Here is a 14,324-nt window from a genome sequence, read left to right as displayed (position 1 = left end):
GCGCCCGGCCGGTTCGCTTCGACCCTCGGGCGGCCCGGCCGAATTGGCTGGCTACGGCCGCTCGGACGGATCATGCGGGGTTGTTGCTCGGTTCTGCCGCGTCGGTTCTGCCGCTCGGTTGTGGACTGGAGCGGGCTTCTTGCGCAAGGGGATGACGGTACGTTCAATAGAAGTTACTCAGTGAACTCGGTAACGAGTGCGCCTGCTTACGGGAGTGTCTGGATGACTGAACCCCCCGCCGACAAGGAGACCGCCCTCGTCGACGTGTCCGGCATCCCGATCGACGATTTGCTCCGCAGCTCCGAGAGTGCGCTGCTCGAGTCCTTGCGCCGGGTCGAGGAAGAGCGAGACAACGAGGCCATCGCGGGATTCTCGCAGGGCTTGACTTGACGCAGACCGCCGATCCGCGTCGAGACCCGGGTTCATCGGCCGTTCAGCCGGTACCGTTCCGGGAATTCGTGCTGAAGGTGGCTGGGCGGTGCGATCTGGATTGCGACTACTGCTACATGTTCCACGGCGCCGACCAGCGATGGCCGCAACAACGCGGGATCATGCCGGAATCGGTCGCCGAGCGAATAGCGGTCGCCATCGGTGTCCACGCGCGACGGCATCGGCTCCGGGACGTCGCGGTCATCCTTCACGGCGGCGAGCCTCTGCTGGCCGGGGCGCCACGTCTCGCAGCGATCGCGACCTCGATCCGCGCCCGGATGCCGGCCGGGACCACCGCGCGGGTGAGCGTTCAGACCAACGGGGTGCGGCTCGACGAGGCGATGCTCGGCATGTTCGGTGCGGCGGGAATCCGGATCGCGGTCAGTCTCGACGGCGACGCCCCGAGCCACGATCGTCATCGCCGGCACATGAACGGCGGTGGCAGCCATGCGGCCGTTTCCCGGGCGCTGCGGCTGCTGACCAGGTCCGAACACCGGCCCCTCTTCGCGGGCCTGCTCGGCGTCATCGATCTGGCGAACGACCCGGCCGGGGTCTACCGGGAACTGGCCCGATACGACCCGCCCGTGCTGGATCTCCTTCTGCCGTTCGGGAACTGGTCGGCGCCTCCGCCCGGCCGCCTGCCCGACGACGCGGCACCCTACGGCCGGTGGCTGGCGACGGCCTTCGACACCTGGTACGACTCCCCGCCCGGCCGGCCAGAGGTACGCCTCTTCCGCGAGCTGATCACGCTCGTGTGCGGCGGTCGCAGCCGGAGCGAGCAGATCGGCCTCAGCCCGCCGGCGATGATCGTTTTTAATGTCGACGGTTCGATCGAGCAGTTGGACTCGCTTCGCTCGGCTTTCGAGGGCGCGGTCGACACGGGGATGTCGGTCTTCACGCACGATCTCGATGAGGCGCTCACGCATCCGGCGGTGGCCTCACGGCAGCGCGGCCTCGAGGCATTGGGCGACGAATGCCGGAGGTGCCCGCTGGTAAAGGTCTGCGGCGGCGGGCACTACGCACATCGCTACCGCGCCGGCACCGGGTTCACCAATCCGTCCGTCTACTGCGCGGATCTCACCTATCTGATCCGCCACGTCCAGGACCGTGTTCAGCGGGATGTGACGATTCTCCGGGGGCGAGCTCGATGATCATGCGGCACCGGATTCCCTGGCGATCCTTCGAATCGCTCTGTTCCGGTGCCCCCGATGCCACCGCCCTCGCCGTGCTCGGTTCCGCCCAGCTGAGCAAGCACCTGCTCCTGTTGCGGCTTGTCTCGGACCGGCTTCCGGCCGGCTCCGGCGTAGCCGCGGAGGCGCTGGCTCTCCTGTCTGACCTCGCCCGACGAGATCGGCCCGCCGTCGATCTGGTTCTCGGTTACCCGTACGTCGCGGCCGGGCTGGCCGGCTGCCTGCGGATCCTGCGCAATGGGCTGGACGCGACCCCGGTCGAGGGGTATCTGGCGGCGACCGCGATGGCCGCCGCGATTCACGCCGGCCGGGACGCGGAACTCGACGGCGTCCCGACCGCTCGCTTCCTCCACCTGCCGACCCTGGGCACCGCCGACACCGCCGCGGACGATCGGCTGGTGCGGTGGACGGCCGGGGCCGGGCGACTCACCGTCGGGCAGACCGTGATCGACCCGATGGCATCAGGGGACGACCGGACCGGCTGGACCGGCGTCCGCCGGTTGTTGCCCGGCTCCACGCCGCTGTTCGACGACGTCGACCCGAATCGGGAGTCCGCGAACCTGGCGGCCGGGCTCCGCCTGCCGGCCGCGGAGTTCGTCGTGTGGCGGGACGGTTTCGGGGGCGCCACCGCGGTCCTTCGCCACCGGCACCCCGGCCGGGCCCTGCAGGTCGCCGAGGTTCTGCGGGCCGTCACCCCGCTGGCTGTCCTCCGGCCCGGTCAGGGACGCAGCGCCTCGGCCCGGCAGGCGTACGGTGCTGTCGCCACCACGTTGCCGGGCAACCCCGTGGGTTTCGCGGCCACCTTGATTCACGAGACCCAGCATTCGGTCCTCAACGGGCTGCTCGACCTGGTGGACCTGGTCGACCCGTCCGATCAGGGCCTGGTCTACTCGCCCTGGCGCGCTGATCCCCGGCCCGTCGGCGGGCTGCTGCACGGTTGCTTCGCCTTCCTGGCCATCGCCGAGTTCTGGGCGCGCGAAGATGCGGCCGGCGTCGAGGCCCGCGCTGCCTTCGAACTCGCCCGCACCAGGATCCAGGTGCGTCAGGCGCTCGACACGCTGACCGAAGTCCCGGCCCTCACCGCCGACGGACGATATGTCGTGGGCCGCCTCGCCGAACGTTTCGCCCGGCTGGAGAGCGGTCCGACGCCCGCGTTCGCCGCCCGGCTGGCCGAGCTCGCCGCCGACGACCATCGCTTGTCCTGGCGGTTTCGGCTGCTGGCGCCGGAGCAGTCCGCCGTCGAAGCCGCTGCCAAGGCCTGGGACTCCGGTCTGGCCGCCCCCGCACTGCCGGACGCCGCGCAGGTCGGCTCGGCCGTCGAGACGTTCGTGCCCAACGGCCGGATCCGCCGCCTTGGCTTGATCGCCGCGCAGGGTGCGTCCTCCGCGGGCGAAGGCGGGCCGGACGATCAACTGGCCGGTGGCCGCTATCGGGCCGCAGCGGACGCGTACACGGCCGCCATCAGGTCGAACGACGACGACCTCGGCGCCTGGACCGGGCTCGCGATCGCCGGGGCCCGGCTCGGTGGACCGGGCGCGCGCGTGTGGTCGCACCGCCCCGAGCTGGTCCGGGCGGTGTACCAGGGGCTGGCGGCCACACCCGTCGATCCGCTGGCGTTGGCGGACTGGCTGGCGGGCGGGCCACGGGGATGATGCCGGCCTAGGTCGGCGGCGGCTCGATGTCGGCGTCGATGCGTTGCCGGTTGCGGGCTGCCTGTGAGTCGGGATGGTCGGCCCCGAGCGTACGGACGAAACCCTCCACCGCGGTCCGCCGGAGAACTTCGGCCTCATGCCCGCGCCCGGCGCCTTCGAGGTCGAGCGCGTGATTGAGCATGCAGGCGAGCGTGTAGGGATGGGCCGGCCCGCGGATCGCCTCCTGCCGGGAGAATTCCAGAACCTCCTGGGAGTAGACGCTCGCTTCCTCGTACTCGCCCAGCGCCGCCAGGTCGCTCGCCAAGTTGGTGGTCGCGCAGAGAGCGTACGGATGGTGCACGCTCAGGGCGGCCGTGAGCCTCGTGCGGGCCGTCACGTTGAGTTCCCGGGCCTGGGCGACCTGGCCCAGGCGGCGCAGCACGATGGCGAGGTTGATTCGGCAGACCTCGACGAAGGGGTGCCCGATGAAGTCCCGCTCGTAGATGCGTAACGCGTTCTCGAAGATCTCGCGAGCCCGGTTCAATTCGATCGGGTTTTGGCTGTGCTCGTCGCGCAGCGCGTTACCCAGGCTCATGGCCGCCGCCAGCGTGTGTTCGTGGTTCTCGGGGAACTGGGCGGAGTAGGCCGAGTAGTTCGTCTCGGCTCCTTCCCGCGCTTTGGTGTATCGGCCCAGCTTGCGCATCAGCATGGCGACCGTGCGCCGAGCCATCAGCACGTTCAGGTGCGACGACCCGACCACCGCCTCATGGACGGTGATGGCCTCCTCCTGCATGATGAGGCCCTCGCCGTAATGGCCGAGACCGTAGTAGTCGCGCACCAGGTTGCTGATCGCGAACAGGGTGTCCGGGAAGTCGGCGCCATAGTTCTCGGTCCAAAGACGCACGGACTCGGTGTCCAGGTCGCGTGCCTCGCCGAACTCACCCATGAGACGCAGGTCGACGGCGTAGTTGTTGGCGGTACGAAGGGTGGCGGGGTCGTCGGGACGCAGCACCCGGTGGTGCTGCGCGAGGAGTTCCTTGTCGAACTCCAGGGCCTCCCGGAACCGGCCGAGCGCGCGCAGGTCGGCGCCGTAGCCGTTGGCCGTCACCAGATAGTGGTCGCTGTCCTCGCCCAATGTCTCGTGGAACAGCTGGAGTACCTCGCGGTCGATCTTCTGGGCCTGGTTCAGCTCACCGAGTGACCGCAGCGTCTGTGCGAGGTGCCGCCGGGCCAGCAGGACGAGTTCATCCCGCGCGCCCCACTGCGATTGCCACCGTTGCAAAGTCGACTCGGCCAGGTCCCGGCTGCCGGCGAAGTCGCCCACCACGTAGCGGTAGCGGATCTGGTCGAGGACGACGCGGCGTGCCTCCCGGTCGGTGGACTCGACGATGCCGGACGGCCGGATGTGCGGGGACAGCTGCCCGTGGCGAGCCCGGCCGAGTGGGCCCAGCTCATCGGGGTTGCCGGGATTGGCCAAGGCCAGGATGCTGTGCGCCTGCTCGGGGGTGGTCTGGCGCTGTTCGGGGCTCAGAGTGCGACGCAGCACCGTCTGGACCAGGCGATGCAGCTGGAAGCGCTCCCGCGCCTGGTCGAACTTGACCAGCTCGTAGCGAGCGAGTTCACGCAGTTCGCGGCTGATCGTCGAGCGGTCGGCCATCTGGCGGTTGAGCGGAGTGGGCAGGCCATTCACGTTCCGGGCGTTGTACAGCATGTCGACGAAGATCGGCTCGGGTCCGAAATGCGAGCATAACTGGATCAACTGCGCGGCGGCCTTCGATCGTTGTTGCAACTGGTCGTACGAGACGCCGAAGGTCGCGCCCACGGGGCGCGGGTACTCCCGGGGCAGCTCGACCTCGGCCAGCAGGGCCAGCTTCTCGTCGTACCGGCGTCGGTACTCGGCGGCAGGCAGCCTGGTTTCGGCGTGCCAGGCGGCGGCTTGGTGGAGTGCCAGCGGCAGGTCCTCCAAGAGAGCGGAGAGAGCGTCCGCCTCGTCCCTGGTGAGTGTGGCGGCGCGCCGTTGAAGCAACATCATGCTTTCGTCGCGGGTGAAAACGTCGACCTCGAGGAGCTGACCTTTCGCCTCCCAGGCCGGCTCTCGCGATGTGATGAGCACGTGGCCGTGTCGCTTCGGCTTGGGCAGTAGGTCGGTGATGGTCTCGGGGCCGGCCGCGTTGTCGTAGATCAACAGCCACCGCGACTTGGGATTTCCGCTGGACAGTGCAGCCAGCAGGGTGCGGATGGTCTCCGACTGGTCCGTGCTCTCGGGTAACCGGAGGCGGCGCGACAGATCGACCAGGGAACGGCGGATGTCGGCTGGGTCCTCGGCCGGGATCCACCACACTATCTCGTAGTCGTTGCGGTTGAGGTGGGCGTACTCGTTGGCGAGCGCGGTCTTACCGACGCCGCCGAGCCCGACCATCGCCCGGGGAACGAGAATAGCGGCCCGGTTGGGGTTCTCGATGAGATCCTGACGCAGCCGGTCGAGCAGGTCGTCCCGCCCGATGAAATACGGCGTCCGTTGCGGGACGTCCAAGATCTGCTCCGCGGAGCTGATCGCGAACCTGGCCAACGACCTTGCCGCCGCGGGTATGTCGGACGTTGTCACGTCGAGGTCTCCGTCCCTTGCTGACGCGGTACCTGTGGAATTTTGGTTGGTTATGTCAGATGCGAGATCGTTATCAGGAAATAACCGACTAATCGAGTCCGCTTTGTCCGCGTATGTCCCGCCGAGCAGCCGAAGAACCTGAATGGCAACGTGGGCGAGGGGTCGCTCAGACTCCGACAGTGGCTCACTGTTCGAGCCCATCGTCATAAGAGCGAGGAAGTCGAAGGAGCCGCCGAGTCGGGTCATGACGAATTCCGACACGGCGCTCAGAACGCCGAGGCTTTCACGCCGGGTGAGCTCAGTGAGCAGCTCCTCGCGAACCCCGGGCTGGAAGTCGAAGCTCGGTTCGGTGCCGGGCAGCCGCACCACCAGGCCGCTCAGCAGGATCTCGGCCCAGTGTGTGGTCCGCGCTGAGCCGGACATCGTGCGCTGCACCAGGTGCACGACCGGCAGTTGCAGCACGGCCGCGGACAACAGCGTGGCCAGCCGGTAGGCCCCGGGCGACGCCGACGCGCGAAATCTCTTCACCTGCTGGCGGGCGGCATCCGCCGGATCGACCGGATCGGCATCCTCGAAATCGTCGACGAAGGGCCCGTAGCCGCGGGCCGCGGGATCAAATGCGACGCCCTTCAGGTGTCGTCCGATGCCGCCGGCGAGCATGTGAGCCCACCCATTGAGGGCGCTCGCCGAAAAGTCCAGGACTGGCACCAGCTGACGTCCTAGGCTGTCATCGTCCGGCTGGCGGCCGGTCAGGGGGTCGGTCCCGGCGGGCCGCCACCGTTGCGGCTGACGGGCGGCGAACGGAGCTCCGGTCGCCCATTCGACCGGCACGAACGGGGTCGCGCACCGCCTCCAGAGTCGCTGCGGAAGCAGGTTCAGGATCGCGACGGCGTTGAGTGGGGTCCACGTCGACAGCATGACCCCGACTCGGCCGTCGGCCCAGCCGGCGCCGACGCAGTCGCTGAGCACCAGGATCGCGTGCCGGCCGGTCGGGTCGATCAACTCCCGGGCGTTGCGGCCGACCTGCGCGGCGGTCGTGCCCCCGCTGACCGTCAACGGCGTTCCGGCCGGGGAGTCGCTGTCGAACCGCCACAGCCGGATGTCGCCGAACGCCCCGGACTCTTCGACCGACTGGACCAGGCTGCGAACCTCCTGGACCCATGCCGGGCCGGACGCCGCGTCGTCGACGACTACAGAAAGATTCAGCCAACGGTCCGGGGCCGCCACGAGCGACGGAAGCCAGGCGTCGCTCTCGGCGGCCCGGCGTACGGTCTCGGGCACGTCGACCTCGACCGCCGCCCGGTCCGGGACCGTCCGCTTGACCGGCCGGAACGCCCGCGCGAACGCATTGCGGACCAGCGTCTGGGTCATGGGTGCGCGGACCGGCAGGCCTTGAGGCGCATGCGGGCCGGACGAGTACGGCACCATGACGGCGTCACCGGGCGCCCCGTGTGCCCCGGTCGGCGCCGGCTGTGGGTCCGCATCCGGTGGGGGCGGGTGGTCGGGTGCCGGATGAGTTCCCCGGGCGGCCGGCGCATGGGTTCCCGTCGGCACCGGCGGTTGCGGGGCGGCGGCGGGACCGACGACGGAGGCGAGGTAGACGACCTCCCGCCACTCGTCGGGCGACAGATCCAGCTGCGCCTGTCGGGCTGCCTCGATGAGAGCCGCCAGGCGGGCGCGCTCCATCATGCCTCCGCGCCGGGTCCCAGGTCCCGGAAGATTCGCCGCACCGTACTCAGTCGCCGGGGGCCGTCGAGCTCCAGACCCGAGGTGGCGAAGTACACCGCGTTGAGGAGCTGGTCGGTGGACAAGTCCATCCTCTCGCGCAGAGTGAGGAACTCGTCCACCACGTCGTCGGCCTTGTCGAGCGCCGACTCGCTCAACTGACCGGAGACGATCCGGCTCAGCTTCTCGGCGCTCGGCTGCTGAATGTGTACGCGGACACAACGACGCAAAAAGGGCGGAGGAAACTCCCTCTCCCCGTTGCTTGTGATGACGATCATGGGGAAAGCCGAACATTTCACCTGTGCGTTCCGTATCATCGCCCAGCCGCCCGGATCCGCCGTCTGTACCCGGACCTCACCGGTCTCCGCCTCCCGGGTCAGCTCGGAGATCTCGAACCAGCCGGTCTCCAGGACGTTCAACAGGTCGTTCGGCAGGTCGATGTCGCTCTTGTCGAGTTCGTCGACGAGCAGAACGCGAGGTCGTTCGCGCCCCAGCAGGGCGGTGCCCAGGGGGCCGAGCCGGATGAACTCGCCCACCGACGGGACGCCGTCGCCCTCACCGCGCGTCAGGTTCGCCCGTTGAAGCCGGGCAATGGGGTCGTACTGGTAGAGAGCGTCCTGCAGGCGGGACCGCGTCGTGATCGGCCAGTAGAGAACGGGGCCCAAGTTGAGTTCGTGGGCGATGCTGTGAGCCAGGGTCGACTTGCCGGTGCCGGGCTTGCCGGTGACCAGCAGCGGCCGACGCAACAGCAGGGCGATGTTGGTCAGTTCGACGGCGTCCGGCTCCGGCAGGTATCGACTGCCCGGGCCGTCGCCGTCCGGCGCCTCCGGCACGAACTGTTTCACGACCGGGCCGTCGAACCTGCGCCACGGTGGTGGCGGCTTGAGCCGCTCGATCCCGTCGTGCGGGGTGGTCGCACCGCGATAGATGTGCCACTCGGCCGCCTCGCTCATCGCGCCTCCACAGGGTGCGGGGAACGCAGCCGGGCACGGCCGCGATACCTTTCCGGGATCCGGTCGTAGTCGTCGAAGACGATCACAGTGTGCCGGCCGACCATTCCCGCGTCTTTGCTCGCCAGGGCGCCGAGCCGCAGGTGGAAGACGTGCTTCCACAACGTCAGCAGGCTTTCGCCGCACGCCGCCCGGATGGCCTTCACCAGTTCCAGCGCAGCCGCGTCGTCGCGGCTCCACAGCATGATCGGTGCGCCACCGTGCAGGCCCGCGGTGTAGGCGTCGACGCCGAGGCTCTCGCTGATCGGGAGCGCGGTGAGCATGAGCACGATGGCGGGCGGACCGTCCCGCATCAGTTCGCCGCGTAACGCCTGCACCATGTCGCGCTCGTGAGATTCGATCTCCCGGATCGCCTCGACTCCCGCGGTGGCATCGTGCTGTTTGATCCATCGCCAGTTGCGCCCCCAGGCGCCGTACAGGGATGGATCTTCGAGCCGATCGAAGCTACGAAGGACAAGTGGATAATGCGTGCCTATGGCGGCAGGCATGATCTTCCCGACCTCGCGCTGGTCAAGAGAACTCGTGACCAGGGCACGTGGCACGATCAGCTCCAGCACCCGCTCTTCCTCGGTGCCTCGAAGGCTCTCGGCCAGTTGGTGCATAAGGTCATGGGTGATCGTGATCGCCTCGTTCCAGCCGACGGGGTCGTCGGACTGATACAGCGTTTCCTCTGCCTCGCCCTCGTGCTGGCGCCATGCGGCCAGGTAAAATTGATCAGCTCGCAATTGATCCGGTCGTAGTTCCGCTACTAGATAGAAGCGTCCGCTCGACGCTACGCGATTATCCGTGGCGCGGCAGAGCTTGTCGACTGCCGAGTGGTCCTCGCCTATGCGCCGGCTCACCGAATCCATCCATCGATGGAGCCCGGAGCGGGTGAATTGCGGAGAGCGATGTGCTATGTGGTCGACGAACTCGAACAGTACCGGCAGCCGGCCGGAACGCCCCGGGTAGCTCTCGAGACGCGCGATCAATGCCCCGATATCGGCGGAATCCAAGCCTGCTTCCTGGACGGTCTCACCGCGTCCATAGTAGAAGGCCGCAGCGGCGTCCGCGGGATCGACCGACAGCAGAAGACGTTGCAGGTTCTGGCGTTCGTCCCCCTTCAGCAGGTCCTCCGGGTCGACGAGATCGACGAGTCCCTTGATCGGTTTGAGTCTTGGATCGCCGCGGAAGAGGAACGAAACAATGTCGTAAACGGCTTGCAGGGCGCCCGGATATTCATATGCCGCCGAAATGATCTCCATCAGATCCACGGACGGGTCGTCGTGTCGACTCACGGTCCGCAGACCGGGAAAATCTGCCCCTAACTCGCGGACCAGGTGTTCTCGATGCTCTTGTGCCGGCATCTGTGGCAGGGCGAGAAGACGATCGCAGAGTGTCTGCCGAGTGCGCCGCTGGAACGGTGGGCGATCGAGTGTCACTTTGCTGGCCACCGCCCCTCTCGATGGGTCCGATGGTATTGACATCCGGCAACGCCGACGGCAATCATGATCCACAGTAGACGTCGATCATCGCAGCGAGAGCTTAGCCCGGTCCCCTCGGCGTGCGCGATCATCCATGCCGGTGTCCTCATCCCGCTGTCGGAAATCCGACGAGCCGGACCAGCTGCTGCAGGGGGGCGGAGTCGTATTCGATCGATTGCAGTAATTCGATCAGGGAGTGCAGCCCTCCCCGGATCTGCCCGGCCGCACTGACTATGCCGTCCACGTCGAGGTAGGCGTCCCGCACCCGGGTGATTCGCAGGCCGTACGTCTCGGCCAGTTCGGAGACCACCCGGTCGCGGCCGCTCGGCGTTCGCATGGTCCGTACCGCCCACACCGCGTCGACCAGCGCCCGATGAGCCCGGTCGCCGCCGGCTTCGACGTCTATGACCTCGGCCCTCTTCGCAGTGGCGGCCGGAGGATCGAGGCGGCCCAGCAACACCCGCACGTACGACGCGGCGGCCAGCGATGCGTATCGGTGCCATACGTCGTTCGTGCCACCGCCGTAGTCGGACACCCCACGCACCATGAACCAGTCCACCCGCTGGAGGTACGCCGTATCCGCAACGCCGTCGCCCTCCATGTCGAAGCCGATCAGCCGGAACGCGAGGGCCAACCGGTTGCGCTCGGCCGCGCTGTTGATGAGCTTGCCGCCGCTGCCGATCCAGCCGTGATGGATCTTCGGGCGCCCCAGGACATGGCCGGTCTCCGACGGCGCCGGGTGAAGCACGGGGTTGCCCTCGTCGTCAAGGAGTACATCCGAGCTGCCCGATGGCCGCGAATAGTCCTCGGCGGCGTGGCGGCCGCGGGTATCCATGATGTGCTCCCACGCCCGAATGCCGGATTCGGCGTCCACTTGTAGCCGGCGGGCGGCGTTCTTCAGCGGTACCGACGGGCGGGCGGCCGGACGGCGCAGTTCCTCGTGTCCGTTCCTGGTCGCGCGCACGTGGCCGTACGGGACGATGCCGTCCTCGGCGACGAGGATATCGCCGAGCCGTACGTGTCTGTTGGGCTGGTCCGGTCGGGGCACCCCGCAGGCGATGCCGCACATCACCACCTGGTCGACCCGCCACGTGCGCTGCAGGTTGGCGCATCCGTGGGCGGCCGCCACCCCACCGTCCTCCGTCAGCAGCGACACCACGACCCGGTGCGGCGCGTCCGGTTTCGAACTCGGCACGGAACCGATCCAGTAGGAGCCACCGTCGTCCGATTCCGGCGAATCGACCTCGGCGACCTCGTCCAGCACGGCCAGCACGGCGAAGGCCTCGATCGGCAACGCGGTGAGAATGCCGATCGTGGGGCGGTCGCCGGGTCCCATGGACACATCGTGCCGTAACTGCCCGGGGATGCGCGATCGCTGTTTCGTGGATCCATTCCGGCTACCCCAGCACTGCACCCGCCGAGTGGCTCAAGGGCGCCGCCCGCGCGCATCGCCGGCTCAAGGCAGCGGTCGGCCAACCAGGCGGTGCACAGGTAGCCCATGGTCGGACGCGCTTTGTTCCCGGAAGAGCCAGCCCATTGCGCTGAAGCGCTGTCGACGGCGGAGACGCCGATGCGCTCCATCTGTGCTGTTGTCCGGGTCATGCGGGCCAGTTCCTTTCCGGAGTCGGCCACGTCGCAACCGCGTGTCGTCCGGTTCATCGTCGCCGGGCAGATGCGGTGAGGGCGGCGGTGGCATGCCGTTCGATGGGACACCGGGTGGCGAGGCGCCCGGCCAGTGCCGGGAGTGGGCTGGTGTCTGCCCAGCCGTGCGGCAGGCCCAGCCCGGCGAACCGATCGGCCAGATCGGTGCGGCTCCACTGGCCTACCCGAAGGTGAAGGCGAAGGCTTCGGCGGCGGGCTCCGAGAACACGATCTCGAAGGTCCGCTCCGTGACCGGCGGGTCTTGGCTGACGAGCTGGTACAGCCGCTGCTCGCCGAGCGTGCCGGAGCCGTGCTCGTCCACGTCGGTTCCGTGATCCGGGCCCGGCCGCTGCCCGTCGAGGAGCACCCGGAACGACATCGGCGTTCCCGGCGCGGCCGGTCCCATGACGAGGTTGAGGTCGCGTGCCTGGAACCGGCAGGTGATCCGCCCGCCGGCCGCGCCGAGCCTGACGGCCTGGGCCTCGACCGTCCAGTCGCCCGCCAGGGCCCATTGATTGAGCCTCAGCTCGGCCGGGGCGGTGTAGTCATGCGGCCGGCCCGGCATGATGCCGCCGGGGGAGGCGAAGTTCCTGGTGCGCGTGAAGCCGGTGTAGGTCTCCGGTGATCGCAGGCTGGACCGATCGGCCGGGGCCTCTGCTCCCTGGGCGTCGACCGACACCGGATCGTGGTCGTGGTCGGTCAGCCCCGCCTCGACCAGCAGCTGCTGGATGACCATTTCCGACTGCCGGTATTCGCCTTCGCCGAAGTGGTGGTACCGGATGCGGCCCTGCGCGTCGCCGAAGTACAGCGCAGGCCAGTAGTGATTGTCGAAGGCTCGCCAGACCTCGTGGTCGTTGTCGATCGCGACCGGGTATTCGATTCCCAGGTCGTGCACGGCACGGCGGACGTTGTCCCGGTTGTGCTCGAATCCGAACTCGGGGGTGTGCACGCCGATCACGGTCAGGTCGTGGTCGGCGTACTTTCCGGACCAGGCGCGGAGGTAAGGGACTTGGCGAAGCCAGTTGATGCAGGTGTAGGTCCAGAAGTTGACGAGCACGATCTTGCCGCTCAGATCGGTTGTCGTCAGCGGCGGCGAGTTGAGCCACCCGGTCGCGCCCTCGAGGGAGGCCAGCGTGCCCTCGACGGGCAGCTGGGGTGAGGACGTGTGCAGCCCGGCAGGCGCCGGCGAGCGTGTTTTCATGACAGATCCTGTTCGTTGTGATCGGCCTGGCACCCCGACGGAAATCGGCAGGGACCGAGTGGCTCGATGTTGAGCCACCCGGTCGCCCGCCCTGGTCGCCCTAGCGCAGCGATCGGAAGCCGGCACGTAGCTCGGAGGCGTACAGCTCCGGCTGCTCCCAGGCGGCGAAGTGCCCGCCCCGCTCGACCCTGTTGTAGTGGATCAGGTTGGGGTACGCCTGCTCCGCCCAGCTCCGCGGAGCCTGGTAGATCTCGTCGGGGAAGACGCTGACGGCGACCGGGACGGTGACGTTCTTGACAGCGACGTAGCTGAACTTGGACTCCCAGTACAGCCGCGAGGCAGAGACACCCGTCCTCGTCAGCCAGAACAGCGTGATGTTGTCCAGAACGTCGTCGCGGCTCAGGCCTTCCTGCTGACCGGCGAATGCCCGTGTGATCATCTGTTGGCTGGCCGGGTCGTGGTCGAGGATGAACGCCGCCAGGAAGACCGGTGAGTCGGTCAGTCCGTACAGCGTCTGCGGGCGCAACCCCATCATGAGCCCGATGGCGTACGGATAGAGGTCGCCCAGCTGCTCCGCCGTGCGCCGTTCGTCGTCCGAGAGACCCGCCGGGATCGGGCTGCCGATCTGAGCGCCCTTGTCGATGGCGGGCGGCACCACCCCGGCGAAGTTGGTGTGGATGCCGAGCAGCTCCGGCGGCGCCGGCTCGGGCGTCGAGGGCTCGTCACGACCGCCGGCCATGACATCGACCACGACTCCACCCCAGTCCCCGCCGGCCGCCACGAACTTCGTGTAGCCGAGGCGCTTCATGAGGGTCACCCAGGCGCGCCCGATGCGGGCCGGGTCCCATCCGCTCGTGGCCGGCTTGCCCGAGAATCCGTAACCGGGCATGTTCGGGATGACCACGTGGAAGGCGTCGGCGGCGCTGCCGCCGTGCGCGGTGGGGTTGGTGAGCAGGTCGACGATCTTCATCTGTTCGATGAACGAGCCGGGCCATCCGTGGCAGACGACGAGTGGCAGCGCGTTCTCGTGCTGGGAGCGGACGTGGACGAAGTGGATGTCGAGGCCGTCGATCTCAGTGACGAATTGCGGCACGGCGTTCAGCTTCGCCTCGCACCTGCGCCAGTCGTACTTGTCGTGCCAGTACCGGGCGACGGCCTGCATCGTCGCGAGCGGCACGCCCTGCGACTGGTCGTCGACGGTCTCCTTCTCGGGCCAGCGGGTGGCCGCGATGCGCGAGCGAAGGTCCTCGAGATCCGCTTGGGGGATCTCGATGGTGAACGGCCGGACAGCGCTCTCTGCCGCTGACTTGTCAACCGTGGCGGTCATGGGTTCCTCCTTGGTTTGCGGACGGTCGTATCCGGAGCCGGCGCTTTCTCACTCATTTCCGAAGGTGAGGCCGGTCCGATGGGGCCCATAACCGAAGGTACG

Annotated in this window: 9 protein-coding genes; 3 read left to right on the top strand and 6 right to left on the bottom strand. The window is 68.3% G+C overall.

Translation table 11 applies throughout. The annotated features are described in order from the left end of the window. Window positions 1-222: 222 nt before the first annotated feature. From ACIA5D_RS31430 to ACIA5D_RS31420, 3 genes are all read left to right on the top strand, one after another. Window positions 223-390, top strand: a complete 168-nt coding sequence (locus ACIA5D_RS31430; RefSeq protein ID WP_396033964.1) for a hypothetical protein — start codon at window positions 223-225, stop codon at window positions 388-390. 68 nt (window positions 391-458) lie between these two features. Beyond that, window positions 459-1,580, top strand: coding sequence for an FxsB family cyclophane-forming radical SAM/SPASM peptide maturase (locus ACIA5D_RS31425; protein WP_396033963.1), 1,122 nt, complete (start codon window positions 459-461; stop codon window positions 1,578-1,580). Then, on the top strand, window positions 1,577-3,271 hold the full coding sequence (locus ACIA5D_RS31420; RefSeq protein ID WP_396033962.1) for an aKG-HExxH-type peptide beta-hydroxylase: 1,695 nt from the start codon (window positions 1,577-1,579) through the stop codon (window positions 3,269-3,271). Before ACIA5D_RS31425 ends, ACIA5D_RS31420 begins: the two co-directional genes overlap by 4 nt. Before the next feature lie 7 nt (window positions 3,272-3,278). Here the strand turns inward: ACIA5D_RS31420 and fxsT are convergent, their stop codons facing one another. The 6 genes from fxsT to ACIA5D_RS31390 form a co-directional block, all read right to left on the bottom strand. Beyond that, window positions 3,279-7,541, bottom strand: coding sequence for an FxSxx-COOH system tetratricopeptide repeat protein (fxsT, locus tag ACIA5D_RS31415; RefSeq protein ID WP_396033961.1), 4,263 nt, complete (start codon window positions 7,539-7,541; stop codon window positions 3,279-3,281). Further along, complete coding sequence (locus tag ACIA5D_RS31410) at window positions 7,541-8,533, bottom strand: AAA family ATPase (RefSeq protein WP_396033960.1); 993 nt, start codon at window positions 8,531-8,533, stop codon at window positions 7,541-7,543. Before ACIA5D_RS31410 ends, fxsT begins: the two co-directional genes overlap by 1 nt. Further along, window positions 8,530-10,056, bottom strand: coding sequence for a hypothetical protein (locus ACIA5D_RS31405; protein WP_396033959.1), 1,527 nt, complete (start codon window positions 10,054-10,056; stop codon window positions 8,530-8,532). The genes ACIA5D_RS31410 and ACIA5D_RS31405 overlap by 4 nt, the downstream gene beginning before the upstream one ends. Window positions 10,057-10,159: 103 nt before the next feature. Next, the gene (locus ACIA5D_RS31400) at window positions 10,160-11,389 is read right to left on the bottom strand and encodes a hypothetical protein (RefSeq protein WP_396033957.1); all 1,230 of its coding nucleotides are present in this window, start codon (window positions 11,387-11,389) and stop codon (window positions 10,160-10,162) included. A 486-nt stretch (window positions 11,390-11,875) separates the two neighbouring features. After that, window positions 11,876-12,895, bottom strand: a complete 1,020-nt coding sequence (locus ACIA5D_RS31395) for a redoxin domain-containing protein (RefSeq protein WP_396033956.1) — start codon at window positions 12,893-12,895, stop codon at window positions 11,876-11,878. 100 nt (window positions 12,896-12,995) lie between these two features. Then, window positions 12,996-14,222 (bottom strand): epoxide hydrolase family protein, encoded by a 1,227-nt coding sequence (locus ACIA5D_RS31390; protein WP_396033955.1) that lies wholly within the window; start codon window positions 14,220-14,222, stop codon window positions 12,996-12,998. Window positions 14,223-14,324: the final 102 nt, after the last annotated feature.

Origin of the sequence: Actinoplanes sp. NPDC051513 (assembly GCF_044454685.1) — a bacterium.
Taxonomy (GTDB): domain Bacteria; phylum Actinomycetota; class Actinomycetes; order Mycobacteriales; family Micromonosporaceae; genus Actinoplanes.
Note: the sequence above shows the minus strand (reverse complement) of the source record. Positions and strands in the feature narration are given on the sequence as shown.

Coding starts and splice junctions, on each gene's coding strand:
- ACIA5D_RS31430 (WP_396033964.1), top strand. CDS start 223: ATGACTGAACCCCCCGCCGACAAGGAGACCGCCCTCGTCGACGTGTCC.
- ACIA5D_RS31390 (WP_396033955.1), bottom strand. CDS start 14,222: ATGACCGCCACGGTTGACAAGTCAGCGGCAGAGAGCGCTGTCCGGCCG.
- ACIA5D_RS31420 (WP_396033962.1), top strand. CDS start 1,577: ATGATCATGCGGCACCGGATTCCCTGGCGATCCTTCGAATCGCTCTGT.
- ACIA5D_RS31395 (WP_396033956.1), bottom strand. CDS start 12,895: ATGAAAACACGCTCGCCGGCGCCTGCCGGGCTGCACACGTCCTCACCC.
- fxsT (WP_396033961.1), bottom strand. CDS start 7,541: ATGGAGCGCGCCCGCCTGGCGGCTCTCATCGAGGCAGCCCGACAGGCG.
- ACIA5D_RS31400 (WP_396033957.1), bottom strand. CDS start 11,389: ATGGGACCCGGCGACCGCCCCACGATCGGCATTCTCACCGCGTTGCCG.
- ACIA5D_RS31405 (WP_396033959.1), bottom strand. CDS start 10,056: ATGTCAATACCATCGGACCCATCGAGAGGGGCGGTGGCCAGCAAAGTG.
- ACIA5D_RS31410 (WP_396033960.1), bottom strand. CDS start 8,533: ATGAGCGAGGCGGCCGAGTGGCACATCTATCGCGGTGCGACCACCCCG.